The sequence below is a fragment of the Horticoccus luteus genome, assembly GCF_019464535.1.
GTDB lineage: Bacteria > Verrucomicrobiota > Verrucomicrobiia > Opitutales > Opitutaceae > Horticoccus > Horticoccus luteus.
Genome location: NZ_CP080507.1, coordinates 3,680,966 through 3,694,180, shown reverse-complemented (window position 1 = coordinate 3,694,180; position 13,215 = coordinate 3,680,966). Strand labels below are relative to the sequence as shown.

Annotated in this window: 11 protein-coding genes; 7 read left to right on the top strand and 4 right to left on the bottom strand. The window is 60.9% G+C overall.

Annotated elements, in window-relative coordinates; genetic code table 11:
• The first annotated feature begins 188 nt into the window (after positions 1–188).
• The 3 genes from K0B96_RS14950 to hisC all read left to right on the top strand — a co-directional run bounded on the left by K0B96_RS14950 (position 189) and on the right by hisC (position 2,695).
• The gene (locus K0B96_RS14950; protein WP_220161685.1) at positions 189–635 is read left to right on the top strand and encodes a DUF5069 domain-containing protein; all 447 of its coding nucleotides are present in this window, start codon (positions 189–191) and stop codon (positions 633–635) included.
• A gap of 259 nt (positions 636–894) precedes the next feature.
• Complete coding sequence (locus tag K0B96_RS14945; protein WP_220161684.1) at positions 895–1,509, top strand: HAD family hydrolase; 615 nt, start codon at positions 895–897, stop codon at positions 1,507–1,509.
• Between the two features lie 82 nt (positions 1,510–1,591).
• On the top strand, positions 1,592–2,695 hold the full coding sequence (gene hisC / locus K0B96_RS14940) for a histidinol-phosphate transaminase (RefSeq protein ID WP_220161683.1): 1,104 nt from the start codon (positions 1,592–1,594) through the stop codon (positions 2,693–2,695).
• On the opposite strand, the gene K0B96_RS14935 is transcribed toward hisC, so the two are convergent.
• On the bottom strand, positions 2,675–4,201 hold the full coding sequence (locus K0B96_RS14935; RefSeq protein ID WP_220161682.1) for a tetratricopeptide repeat protein: 1,527 nt from the start codon (positions 4,199–4,201) through the stop codon (positions 2,675–2,677). The genes hisC and K0B96_RS14935 overlap by 21 nt on opposite strands.
• Before the next feature lie 202 nt (positions 4,202–4,403).
• Between K0B96_RS14935 and K0B96_RS14930 the strand changes: the two genes are divergently transcribed.
• The 3 genes from K0B96_RS14930 to K0B96_RS14920 all read left to right on the top strand — a co-directional run bounded on the left by K0B96_RS14930 (position 4,404) and on the right by K0B96_RS14920 (position 8,458).
• A complete protein-coding gene (locus K0B96_RS14930) occupies positions 4,404–5,549 on the top strand; it encodes an outer membrane beta-barrel protein (RefSeq protein WP_220161681.1) in 1,146 nt (381 codons plus the stop codon).
• A 69-nt stretch (positions 5,550–5,618) separates the two neighbouring features.
• Entirely contained in the window at positions 5,619–6,245 is a 627-nt protein-coding gene (locus K0B96_RS14925) for a polysaccharide biosynthesis/export family protein (protein ID WP_220161680.1), read from the top strand.
• A gap of 11 nt (positions 6,246–6,256) precedes the next feature.
• On the top strand, positions 6,257–8,458 hold the full coding sequence (locus K0B96_RS14920; protein ID WP_220161679.1) for a GumC family protein: 2,202 nt from the start codon (positions 6,257–6,259) through the stop codon (positions 8,456–8,458).
• A gap of 4 nt (positions 8,459–8,462) precedes the next feature.
• Here K0B96_RS14920 and K0B96_RS14915 read toward each other — a convergent pair whose 3' ends face one another.
• The 3 genes from K0B96_RS14915 to K0B96_RS14905 all read right to left on the bottom strand — a co-directional run bounded on the left by K0B96_RS14915 (position 8,463) and on the right by K0B96_RS14905 (position 10,739).
• Positions 8,463–9,473, bottom strand: a complete 1,011-nt coding sequence (locus tag K0B96_RS14915) for an L-threonylcarbamoyladenylate synthase (RefSeq protein ID WP_220161678.1) — start codon at positions 9,471–9,473, stop codon at positions 8,463–8,465.
• A 56-nt stretch (positions 9,474–9,529) separates the two neighbouring features.
• Positions 9,530–9,724, bottom strand: a complete 195-nt coding sequence (rpsR, locus tag K0B96_RS14910) for a 30S ribosomal protein S18 (RefSeq protein WP_220161677.1) — start codon at positions 9,722–9,724, stop codon at positions 9,530–9,532.
• A 175-nt stretch (positions 9,725–9,899) separates the two neighbouring features.
• Positions 9,900–10,739: a helix-turn-helix transcriptional regulator gene (locus tag K0B96_RS14905; RefSeq protein ID WP_220161676.1), complete on the bottom strand. Its 840-nt coding sequence runs from the start codon at positions 10,737–10,739 to the stop codon at positions 9,900–9,902.
• A 414-nt stretch (positions 10,740–11,153) separates the two neighbouring features.
• Between K0B96_RS14905 and K0B96_RS14900 the strand changes: the two genes are divergently transcribed.
• Entirely contained in the window at positions 11,154–13,205 is a 2,052-nt protein-coding gene (locus tag K0B96_RS14900) for a hypothetical protein (RefSeq protein ID WP_220161675.1), read from the top strand.
• The last annotated feature ends 10 nt before the right edge of the window (positions 13,206–13,215 follow it).

Below are 13,215 nucleotides of genomic sequence, written 5' to 3'. Positions count from 1 at the left end.
GTCGTTGCCGTGAAGGCGGTAGGGTCCGCCAGAAACCGCGATGAAGGCGCAGGAGCGGGCGATGGTTGCGCGGCGGGCTTGCGCTTGGGGCGGAGGGGCGCACGCTCACGAGACCCCTTTCTTTTCGATTCAACCGCCGTCTGCCGCCGGCGGTCCGGATCATCACCACAAACGCGGCGTTTTTCATTATGAGTTCTTCGATTATTCCCATGATCCCGTGCAACGTGTCCGGTCCGCTGGGTGTTTTACACCTGCCGCGGCTGTGGCTGAAAGTGTCGCTGGAGGCGCGGGGCAAACTCGCGGCGGGTTATCCGGGGATCGGCAAGGGTTTTGACCAGATGGTCATCACCGGTCTGGGGCTGCAGGCCGACGCGGTGCGGAAATTCATCACGGAGAAACATCCGTCTTATCCGGAATTTGAGGCGTGGGTGAAGGCACAGCCGGGCGTGAAGCTCGACCGGGCGTCGGTTTACAAACTCAACCAGGCGATCCTCAACTACCACCACGACGACGAGACGCGCGGGGGGATTTTGAAGGCGGCGGGTTATCCGAGCGATGGGTCGGTCACGGGTTCGGCGGTGGAGCTCAACGCGCTGGACGACTGGACGGCCTTTCACGCGCAAGAGTTGCGCTGAGCGATAGCGCGAACAAGTTTGGACAAGCCCGCTGCGGTTTCGCAGCGGGTTTTTTGTGGAGAACGAAGGCGAGTGAGGTGCGGGGCGGGTGTAGCGCGGGGGCGGGGGCGTGTCGGCTGGTCGGCGCGCGCCAGCACGTTGGTTCGGTGAGACGTGGGGCGGCGGAGGCGCCGGCGCTGGCTGCTGGCCGATGATGAGGCGCCGCGGCACGGGGTTTCGCTTTACTTCGAGGGAGACTGTTCTCTGCTTGCACGTTTCGATGGAACTCGATCTCCCCCGCGAACGCTTTGAGGGCTATATCTTCGATCTCGATGGCACGTTGATCGACACGATGCCGTTGCACTATCTGGCATGGCGCGATGCGTTGCGCGACCACGGCGTGAATCGCGAGCTGGATGAGGAGTTGTTTTATTCGCTGGGCGGGATGCCGGCGCTCCAAGTGGCGGAGGTGTTTCGCGCTCACTACGGCGCGAGCTTCGATCTTCGAGCGGCGAGGGAGGCGAAGGAGACGCGGTTCCAGACGCTACTGCCGCGGGCAGAGCAGATCGATGCAGTGGTGTCGTTTGCGCGGGAGGCCGCGAAATTTGCGCCGGTAAGCGTCGCCTCGGGCGGACCGCGTGACGTGGTGCTGAGGACGTTGAAACATCACGCGCTCGATCAACTGTTCTCGATCGTCGTCACGGCGGACGATGTGACGCACGGGAAGCCGGCTCCGGATTCTTTCCTCCTGGCCGCTGAGCGCATGAGGGTGGCACCGGAGCGTTGTCTGGTGTTTGAGGACGCTGAGCCGGGAATTGCGGCGGCGCGAGCTGCGGGGATGCAGTTCGTGCGCGTGGCGAGTCGGTCGGTGAGTCCGGCACGCGGAACGAAGTAAGGCGGGCGAGGCGCGGCTGGCGACTCCGTCACACGCGATTAATTGCTTGGGCTGGCAGCGCGATGGCGTTGCACTGGTGGGCATGAATTTCGCTGGTCTGGCCAAAAAATCGGTGTTGCAACAGCCGGTCTACGAGCCGGGAAAACCGATCGAGGACGTGGCGCGTGAGCTGGGCCTGGATCCAGCGGAGATCATCAAAGTGGCGTCGAACGAGAATCCGCATGGAGCCTCTCCGAAGGCGCTCATCGCGGCGCGGGCGGCGCTCGATCAGGCTCAACTTTATCCGGATGGCGGGTGTTACCGGCTGCGGCAGGCGTTGGCCAAGCACTGGCAGTTGAAGCCGGATCAATTCGTGTTGGGCAACGGGTCCAACGAAGTGATCGAGCTCTTGGGGCATGTCTTTTTGGAGCCAGGCGACGAAGTGGTGATGGGCGCGCCGGCGTTCGTCGTCTATAAACTCGTGACATTGCTGTTCGGGGCGACGCCGGTGGAAGTGCCCCTCGTGAAATACGGGCATGACTTGGCGGCGATGCGACGAGCGATCACGCCGCGCACGAAGCTGGTCTTCGTCGCCACGCCGAACAATCCGACGGGCGTGACGAACAGCGAGGCGGAGTTGTGCGCATTCGTGCGGGCTCTGCCGGGGCATGTGGTGTGCGTGGTGGACGAGGCTTACGCGGAATTTCTCGCCCAGCCGCCCGATATTCGGCCGTTGATCGCCGAGGGCAGAGCGGTCATCGGGCTGCGGACGTTTTCCAAGATCTACGGCCTCGCCGCGTTGCGAGTGGGCTACGGTTATGGCGATGCGGAGTTGATCGGCCTGCTCGAACGGGTGCGTCAGCCGTTCAACGTTAATGCGATCGCGCAAGCCGCCGCGACGGCTGCGCTGGCGGATGGAGAATTTGCGAAGCGGTGCCGGGAGGCCAACGCCGCAGGGTTGGAGCAATTGTATGCGGGTTGCCGGAGCCGCGCGCTAACCTACGTGCCGAGTGCGGCGAACTTCGTGCTGATTCACGTCGGCGATGGCGCGGCGGTTTTCAACGGCTTGCAGGCGCGCGGCGTGATTGTGCGGCCATTGCGCGGTTACGGCATGCCCGAATGGGTGCGGGTGACTGTCGGCACGGAGAGCCAAAACCGCCGTTTGCTGGAAGCGCTCGACGACGTGCTAGCCGCGCGGAGCCGATGAGCGCGGGGCGGCATCGCGGAGAAGCTCCAAGGTGGCCGTGCGGTCGGCGGAAAACAAAAACGCATCGCTGCTAAGTTTAGTGCGCGCCGCCGCAAGGACGGTGGGGGAAGGTTTCCGCGTTTGCAGGTAGGAGCGAAGATTGGATGGCAGCGCGGCGAGGTTGGTATTTTGCACGTCGAGGTCGATCAAGTGCATGAGTGCGAATTGATTTTGAGGATCGAGGTGCACGGCAGTCTCAAGAGCGGAGCGGGCGTAGTTGGAAGCGCCCTGCTCTTGAAGTCGAACGGCGACGGCGACGACATTGTCGGCGCGAACAGCCGGGTGGCTTAGAAACGCGGTCAGATGGAGTTGGACGCCGCCGGAATCGCCCAAGCCAGCGGCGACGACGGCCTCAAGGCCGAGCAATAGCGCGTCCTGACTTGGAAGCAGGGTGGCCGGCGCGGCCAGTTGCTGCAGTTCGACTTGGGCGGCTTTGAAGTCGTGGATCTTGGTGAGAGCTTCTGCCAGCGCGAAGCGCGCGGGCACAGCGTCGAGACCGAGCGCCGTGCGCCGCTGCACAAGCGCTGCGGCCAACGGCACGTTGCCGTTTTGCGCGGCGAAGCTCGCGAGGCTGGCGGCCCCATCGTTGTCGGCGGCGAATTCGGCCAAGATCGAGGCGGTCTCGGTGTCGACCCGGCGACGTTCTCCAAGTCGCTCACACGCGAGGAGGTAATCCACCCGCGGACGTGCTCGATGCGGTTGAGCGACCTGTTGCTGGATGCTGATGCGTTGAACATCCCCAAATCGGCGCTGCTCAACCAAATAGTTGACCAAAAGATCGTAGGCGTCGGCCGCCGGCGGCGCGTCGGCGAGGAGGCTTTCGAGCTGGGTAATAGCGAGTGCCGGATAACCGCGTTCCCACTCGATCTGCGCCGTCAGCAGTCGGGAAACGGGATCGAGAGGATGCCCGCCGCGTTGCAACCAGTCTTCGGCGGCGTCGAAATGGCCGCGGAAAAAGCAGGCGGTGGCCGCTCCCCGCTGGAGGAGCGTTCTGGTTTCTTCATTGAGGTGAGGATAGTTCGCCAACTCTCGGGCGCAGAATGCCAGCGCCTTGTCGTCTTCCTGACGGAAAAACAGAAACTCAAGCACTTCGCCGACGTAACGCGGGTCGTCGCCCACGTAAGAAGCGCCATCGAGCAAGATAGCCTCGCTGAGATCGAGCCGGCGCCCGATCGCGTAGCCGCGCGCAAGCGTGAGACGTGCCTCCACATCGCGTGGGACGCGGGCCACACCCGCGCGCAAACGCGGCAGCGCATCGCGTACTTTACCTTCCGCGAATAAGCGCAGGCCGTGGCGAATCTCCCACCGTCCGCGTTTTTCGCGATAGGCATCCCATCGAAGCGGAAGAGTGAGGTAGTCCGTCAGCGTCGCGTCTGAAAAGCCGCTGTGAAACCGAACGAAGAGCCAGACGGAAACGGTGAGAATCAAATACCCGGCGATGCCCGCGAGGGCAACGGCGAAGGCCACCCGGCGGGGGCGCCGTGGTTTGCCTGAGGAGAGCAGCAGAAAAACGCCTCGAAAATGCATGCTTTTTAAGCGAGGGAAGGCATGGAAAAAAATCCTTGCCTCAGCAAGGCGATTGCATCTTCCTGACCGGCTAATCAAAGACTTGGGGTGCCGTCTTCACCTACCGGCCCCTCGGGTATTTAAATCTACCAGCACCATCGTAATGAACTCTGCATTAAAGGCTTTATCAGCCATCGCCGTGATCGGTTTCGTCTCGTCTGCATTCGGTGCGGATGGCACAGGGCCGGCCTTTTTCGTGACGGGCACAGCTGACGTGCGAGCGGATGATAACATCTACCTGTCCCACGTGCGCACGGATGATGTGGTTTACGATTTCGTGCCCGGCATTTCGCTGGAGTTCGGCCGGAACGCGAATTTGCAGAACAAACTGCAGGTCGCCGAATCGTTTGCGCGCTATAGCGACAACGACAGCCTCGATACCAATCTTTTCTCCGGCATGTTGTCGGGAAACTACGATGACGCGAAGTTGAAGCTGGATTACGGCACGTCGTATAAGGAATTGAATCAGAATTCGGTGGACATCCGCGGACTGACCCGCCGCGACGTTTTTAACATCCACGGGAACGTCGAAGTATTGGCGACCGCGAAATCGAGTGTGGCCGTCGGCGGCTTGTTTGAGCGCACGGATTATCAAGATGATGGCACGGGCCGGGGTTACTCGGATTCTGACATCACCACGGTGCCATTGAACTACTACCTGAAGATGACGCCCAAACTCGACCTGAGCTTCGGTTACCGCTTTCGGGACACGGAACTTTCTGCCGGCCAGAATTCGCAAGATCACTTTCTCAGTGTGGGTGCCCGCGGCGAATTCACGCCGAAGCTGAGCGGCCGTTTCCAATTGGGATATAACCAACGCTCGCTGTCTGGTGGCAGTGACCGCAATGGGCTCGGTATCGACTCCGACTTTTCCTATGCCGTGACTCCCAAAACGGCGATTCAGCTCGGTATCGACAATGACTTCGGCACCAGCGGGCAGGGTTCGCAGCAAAAGAACTTCACCGTGACGTTGGGTGCAAACACCCAAATCTCGGAAGAGCTCAGCTTCTCTGGTGGCATCAGCCGTCGGGAGATCAAATACGACGCTGGCACCGACACCTATTGGCAGGGGCAGGTCGGCTTCAACTACGCAATCAACGCCTTTGTCAGCATCTCGGGTGGTTACACCTATCGCGACAACTCTTCGGACCGCATTCCTCCGGCCGCGCTGCCGCAGGCCCTTCGCGACCAACTCGATCCGAACTTCACGAATAACGTCTTCACGGTTGCGGCGAACTTCCGCTTCTGAATTGTTGCGAGGCGTTGATTTGCCTTCCATGGAAGAAGACCTCGCGGTCTTCTTCCTTTTTTGTCTCCCATGCGCTTTTATCACCATTTGATTGCATTAGCGGCGTTTTCTGTCGGCTTGCTCAACCTGCGAGCTGCACCTGCATCGGCGCCGGCGACTGCCGCTCCCGCCGCGTCTGAAACGGCGACGTCGGCTGACTATATTGTTCACGCCTCGGATCTGTTGCGCGTCCAGGTTTTCCAAGAGGATGACCTGACTCGTGACGTCCGGGTCTCGCAAGACATGACGATTAGTTTGCCGCTGATCGGCAACGTCAACGTTTTGGGGCGCACGGTGCGCGATATCGAGGAGAACGTACGCCAACTGTATGATCGTGACTATTTGGTGAACCCGCAGATCAACGTCATCGTCTTGGACTACGGTCATCGCACCGTGAATGTGCTCGGCATGGTCAACAGTCCCGGCGCAATCCAATTTCCCCAAGAAAAGGGATTGAATCTTTTGGACGCCATTTCGCTCGCCGGCGGTTTTACCCGGCTGGCGGACCGAAAGCATGTCAAACTGACGCGTGCGCGTCCGGACGGTCGGGTGGAAAACTTCACCATCAACGCGGACGATCTCATTCAAGGGGCGACGAGCGATCAGTGGGTCCTGACCAAAGACGACACTGTGTTTGTTCCTGAACGTATACTTTAATATCTGGCTCCATGGACTCAGCGCCGAAAGACATCAAACAAGACGGTGGTCAACATGGCTACGGATATTCTGTACCCGGTTACGGCTACGGATATGGCAATAATGACGGTGCGACCCATCAGCGCGCCTTTCGCGACTACCTGTTGATTCTGCGCGAGCGCATCTGGTATATCATTGTCGTATTCTTCGTCGTCTTTTCATCGGTCTTGGTTTACACGCTTAATCAAACCAAGATTTACGAGTCAGTCGCGACGATCCAGCTCTTCCGGCGCGACCCGAATATCATGCAGGTGCAGGCGGTGGTGGATAATGATATCCGCAATGCCGAAGATCTGAATACGCAGATGAAGGTGCTGGAAAGCACCGCCATTGCCCAGCGCGTCGCCGAACGGCTGACGGGCGCCGATCTCCGCGATTTTCTTGCCCCGTACGAGAAATCGGCCGGAGGTGAAGTGCTGACGCCGGTCGCCATCCTGCTCGATAACCGGAAAATCATCCCGCAACGCCTGAGCCTGTTCGTGTTCGTGCAATATCGGCATCCCAACCGCCAGATGGCGGCGAAGGTGGCGAATCTCTTCGTAGAAGAATTTATCACTTATAACGCTCGGGTGCGCATTGAGGAATCGATGAAGGCGGTCGAGGACCTCAAGGTCCGGGCAGAGCAGCAACGCAAGAAGGTCGAGGAAATTGCCGGCCGGTTGCAGGCATACCGCGAAAAGCGAAACATGGTTTCGCTGGATCAACGCAAAGACATCGTAACCGAGAAGCTGAAAACGCTGAGCGTTTACCTCACGCAGGCGACCGCACGGACGAAAGACGCGGAGGTGCGTCTCAACCAAGTTAAGCAGCGAATCGCGAACAACGGCGATTTGGTCGATCTGCCGTTTGTCTCGTCCCAGCCATTGATTGCCCAGCTGGTGCAGCGGATTGCGGCCCAAAACATCACCATCGCGGAACTGAGCAACCGCTACCGCGCCAAGCATCCCAAGATGATCGAGGCGCAAAATTCTCTTCGGCAAACGCAGGACGAATTGAAGCGTGCGGTAGCCCAAGTGGCGGCTTCCGTGGAGGCGGAGTATCAATCCGCCGCGCAATCCGAAAAAGAGGCGAGGGCGCAGTTGGCCGCGCAGGAGGCGGAGTCGCTCGAAATCGATCGCTACGCGGTGGAGTATTCCAATTTGGACCGTGAATTGAGCGTCAACGAGCAGATCTTCCAGTCCACGATGGCGCGGATGCGCGAAACGTCGATGAGCAGCACGCTCGAAACGCAGAATGCTCGTCTGGTCGACAAGGCGGGCGTTCCGGATTTGCCGGCGTCACCCAACGTCATTTTGAACCTCGCCTTGGGCGCGGTGGGCGGCGTGGGCCTGGGCCTCACGTTTGCCTTTTTGGTCGCGTTCATCGATGACCGGGTAAAGAGCTCGTTCGATATTGAATCGGTGATCGGCCTCCCGATCGTTGGTATCATTCCCGAATTAAAAAACCTCTCGCCCGTTGAAAAGGCGCAGGTTGCCATCAACCAGGCGGATCGCTCGGTTTCCGAAGCTTTTCTAACGCTTCATTCCAGCCTGCGGCTCAAGGATGAGAGTAAAAATGCGAAGTGTTTCCTCACGACCAGCACGATTCCGGGCGAAGGAAAATCGTTCCTCTCTTCAAATCTCGCTCTCACCTTTGCGGCGCACGGCGAGAAGGTTATCATCATCGACTGCGATTTGCGCAAACCGAACATCCACAAGTCGTTTCAGTTGGAGAACTTGAAGGGCGTCATCGATGTCGTCGCCGGAACCATTTCGCTGGATGAAGGAATCGTTCGCGGGGTGCATCCCAATCTGGACGTACTGCCGGCGGGTGGCCGGGCGAAGAACCCGACGCAAATTCTCAACAGCAAAAACTTCGACGCGATGATCGCCGAGTTGCGCAAACGCTATGATCGGGTGTTTGTCGATACGCCGCCGCTCGCCGCCGTCAGCGATGCTTTGGTGATCCTTCCTTTGGTGGACGGCTCTCTCTTCACAATCTTCTTCAACAAAGTGCGTCGGAAATCGGCCCAGTTTTGCGCGAAGCGGCTCCTGGAAGCCAACGTGCCGTGCTTTGGCGCTGTGCTGAATGGGTTGAACCTGGCGATTTCGGGATACTATTACGCCCAATATTACGACCGGTCTTACAAAGACTATTACGTCGTGATGGCGAAAGAGGAAAACAGCAAATCCTGAAACCCTATCGGGCCGCGGCCCGATGCAATCGGTCGCGGATCGCTGCAGCGAGGTCGCCGGCATCCGGCAGCGGTAGTTCGGCGTGAATCGCACGCCAGCGCCCGGCGTCGACTTCGCGCAGAATGGCAAACAACCGGTGGGCCACTTCCTCCAAGGTCCCCCGCCGGCTGAAACTGCGAATATTAGCGTCGCCCTTTCGGAGGCCCGCCGGCGTGCGCAAAAATATCCATGCTTCGTGAGGCGCGCGTCGGGCAGCCTCGAGAGTGAGGCTGGAATGGAGAGTCAAAGGCGTCCGCGGGCTGTAGTGGCGAAGCATCTGCCCCGGTGAAACTTGAGCTGCGGCCGACGCCGCTGAGGGTTGACCATGTTTCGTCCGCACCGGCCTCTTGAGCACGGCCGAGATCTGCGCGGCGGATATCGCACCCGGTCGAAGCACGCGTGGTTGCCGCGGGTTCCGGAGATCGACGATCGTTGATTCAAGTCCGATGGCCGCGCTGCCGCCATCGAGAATGTATCGGATGTGTTGTCCGAGCCCCTCCTGCACATGGAGGGCCGTCGTCGGGCTGATATAGCCAAAACGATTCGCGCTGGGTGCCGCCAGCGGAACGTCGGCCGCTTTCAGCAAACGCCGAAAGAGCGGATGGGCCGGCATCCGCACGGCGACACTCGGAAGCCCGGCAGTGGCGATGTCAGGCACGGTCGCCCGCTTCGGAAGGATGAGCGTGAGCGGCCCGGGCCAGAACGCGCGCGCCAGTGCTAGAGCAGCGTCGTTCGCCACGGCGACTTCGTGGAGCTCTCCAAGCAGCCGGATGTGGACGATCAACGGGTCGGTGCTGGGGCGTCCCTTGGCCTCGAACACGTTGGCGCAGGCGCGGAAGTCCCAAACGTTGGCCGCCAGTCCATAAACCGTTTCCGTCGGGACAGCCACGAGTTCCCCCGCACGCAGCGCGTTGGCGAGACGGCGAAGGTTTCGTGGGGTCCCCCGATAGATGCGGGCCGTAGTGCGGGATGCCATGGCACAAAAAAGGCCGGAGGCAGGCTCCGGCCTTACGAAGACGTGCTTGCGGCGTATTACAGCGCCAACAGGAGATTGCGCGAATGCTTGATCGTCCGCGTGACGGCGCGCTGATGCTTGGCCGAGAGCCCCGTGTATTTGCGGGGAAGGATCTTGCCGGTATCGGTCACGTAGCGGCTCATCATTTGAGGCGTCGTGAAAGAGATCTCGGCGGGCGTCGGGGTGTGCTGCGATTGGTCGGAAGTGCTCATGCGGAAATGTGGAGGGTTCACGGTGGGATGGCAGGTGACGTTGTCAACCCGAGAAATCGGAACGGGCGTCCGTCAGCGAGGCGCGTGCGTCGGCGAACCCAGTGCGGCAGGGATGCGGCGCTCGGTGCGCCAGCGCATTCCGCGGAGGAATATCCGGTGCCGCGCTGAAAGAACGCTATTTCGCCGATTTCGGCGGGCGGCCGGTTTGCTTTTGGTAGGCGCGGCTAAAGTCGTGGGGATGGCTATAGCCCAGGCGGAAGGCGACTTCCTTGATCGTCGTGCCTTTCTGCGCGAGCATCCGATCGGCCTCGCGACGACGCAGGTCAGCCACCACTTTCATGACAGACGCACCAAGGCGTTCGTCGAACATGCGCTGCACTGTGGCGGATGACACACCAAGATAGTCGGCGAGCCGGGCCAGCGGTTGACGGGTTTCCAAATGCGCGCCGATCCACTCGAGCGCCTGCGCCAGCAATTCGTCGCCAAACGCATTTCTCTTCTCCACGCCTAAGCGCACGAGCTGCGCTTCGATGAGGATTTGCAGGGCGTTGAGAACACGCGCCGTCTGGTCGTCATCTCGGCGTGCTTCGATCCGGCACAGCGCGTGAAGCCGCTGCCATTCGCCGAGTTCGGCCGGGGAAAAGCTGAACTGCAGAGCGGCATTTGCGGGCAATTTTGCCAGCGGCGTCAGCAAGGGCGCCCGCCAGGTACTGACCAATAAGCGGCTGGTCTTCTCGCCTTCGTCCGCCCAACCGAACGCACATTCGGGTCCGAGAATCAGGATAGTCTTTGCGCGGACCGAGTCCCGATGGTTCGCACGCACGAGGGTTGGCGTGCCCGACTCAATGGCCGCATAAACCCATCCCTCGTGCCGCGTCACGGGGATGGGCGAAAGTCCGTATTGGCGTTGTCCCCACGCAAGATACAGCAACGGACCGGGGTGGGCCGCGGGGGCGTGCCAATGCGCCCGGTCGCGTGGCGGGAGGGTTAATTTGCGCTCAAAATCGAGATTCAAGAGACGAAGTGAGCTGAAGCGGTTTGAGACACGGCGAGGTGAGATTGAACAGCGAACGTAGGTGCAGGAGCGGGCGGTCACACGACACTCAAGGGAGGCGTTTCGTTGCCGGAGATTTTGACTTCAAAAGAGACGCGGGGCCGATCAAGCAGATTACGTCAAAGCGAGCAATTCGCTGGGAGAAATGAATTGCTCCCCTCTTTCCAGGCCGGACGTTGCCAGCATGGTTTTTCAAGCACCTCGCCACTGTGAGAGACGGGAGTTTAAATCCGGAGTGGAGGCATGGAATACTTGGTGCAGACGACCGTTGCCCTGTCTGGCCAAACGGAAACGTGTGGACGCGCCGCTCCAATGACGCGCGCCTCTTCCAGCCCGTCTACCAATTGACGTTCGTTCTCCGACCCTGCGCGCCGCATGAAGTCTTCAGAAGTTTCGTGGTCGATCATGCACCCGACCCGGGTGGATCCGGACTATATGTGGACGGTGATTGCTGCCGCTGCGAAGTGCCAGGTTGATAGTTTCGAGATTTGCGGCGACTGCCATTCGTGGACGGGTGGGCTCGAAGGCGCGATCCAGTTCCGCGATTATCCCGCGGCGACTGAGCAATTGGACGTTTCAGGTATTGAAGAAAACATTCGGCGACTGGTGGAAACGGTGCGTTTGGCGCATGAATCGGGACGGCCAGTGTATTATTGGCATCGGGAGGTCATGGTGCCGCGCATCGTGGTGGAGACGGTGCCGGGCCTGCTCGACGAAAACGGCGAGTTTAATCTGCTGGGCAACGCCTACCACGAGCTCATCCGTTCGAAGGTGGCGGAGTTTTTCGACCGTGTGCCCGGCATGGACGGCCTCGTGCTGACGTTGACGGAGTCGAATTACTCGGTGATCCACAATTCCGGCCCCGAGCGCTATCCGCCGGCGCTGGTCATTGAGCGGGTGATCGCGACTTTTGCCGAGGCGCTCGCGCGGCGGGGGAAGCGTTTCATCCTGCGGAGCTTTGGCTCGGTGGCGCAGGATTATGAAGACATCCTCGCCGGCGCGAGGCGCGCGAGCGCGCAGTTCCACTTCGAGGTGGAGACGAAGATCACGCCTTACGACTTCAGTCCCTTCCTGCCATTCAATCCGTTTTTGCGGGCGCAGAAACCGGCGACGCTGTCGGCGGAATACGACAGTATCGGTGAGTTTCTGGGTGCGGGTTTTCTGCCGGCAGCGGACCCGCAGCGCGTGATCGACTCCGTGAATTTCGCGCGCGCGCAGGGCGTCGACCGTCATGCGATTCGCATCGATCGCATCGGTCATCCCGTATTCGCGTCGGCGCAGGCGGTGAACCTGCTGGCGTTTGAGCGGGCGATCCTCGACCCGCACACCACCGCTGAATCGGTGTGGTCGGCGTGGGCGGAGGCGCACTGGCCGGAGTGCGCGGCGGAGATGACGCGGCTCATGCGCCGGGGCATCGAGGCGGTGAAGAAGCTGCATTTCATCGATGGCAACGTGATCTTCCACGCGTTTCCCATTCAGCCGGAATTAAAGTGGGTGAAGGCCTGCGGCATCCTTTCGCTGTTCACGCCGGGGGCCGATCTTTCGTCTCACCAAGGCATGTGGGGCATCCTCGGCGATCGACGCAGCCCGGCGTCGCGCGCGGCCATCCTGCAGGAAAAGGACGAGGCGATCGCGATCGCGGATGAGTGCTGGGGAACGTTGCAAACGCTGCGCCCGCGCTTGAGCGCAGAAGAGTTTCGCGTGGCCGACGAGGCGTGGCGGAACGCGACGGTGGCCGCGCGGTTGATCCGTGCGTGGTGCGCGTGCGTGGCAGCGTATTTCGACGACCTGGCGGCAGGAGAGGCGGATGCTCCGCGACTCGAACGGGCGATCGCCGCGGCGCGGCCGGTCTTCGCGCCGTTTGCCAACGTGATCGTAACGCGTCAACCGACCGGACCGAGCGAACATGAATATGGCGACGGCAACCGGGAGCCGGAGGACGTTGCTTCAGCGTATGCGCGCCCGCTGTGGGCGCACATGAGTTTGCTGCAGGAGGAGTATCGCGCGGAGGCGGCGGAGCGGGCGCGCTGGCGGGCGCGCCCGGGCGTGGTGGACTATATCGTGTGCGGCGGGCTGACCGACGACCATCGCGTCACGCGCTATATGCACGCGAGTCATTCCCATGCGAACGGCCGGCCGAGCCGCGTCGTAGGAAACCGTGTTTTCCCCAACGGCTTCATCACCTGCACGCTGCGCGGGCCGGCGTCGGCGTTGATCCTGCGCATCGAGGGACGGGCCGACAAATCGACCGGCTTCGTGCTTCGTGTGGACGGCAGGCGGATTGAGGCCGTTTACGATGCGGACGGGGCGTTTGAAGTCGCGTTGCCGGCAGCGGCGACGGGCGAACGCGAGATTGCGGTGACGTTGCAAAAAGCGGGCGCCGATTATCCGTGGATTCACGGTGTGGGTTTGATCCGCGCGGATTGAGAACGCTTTT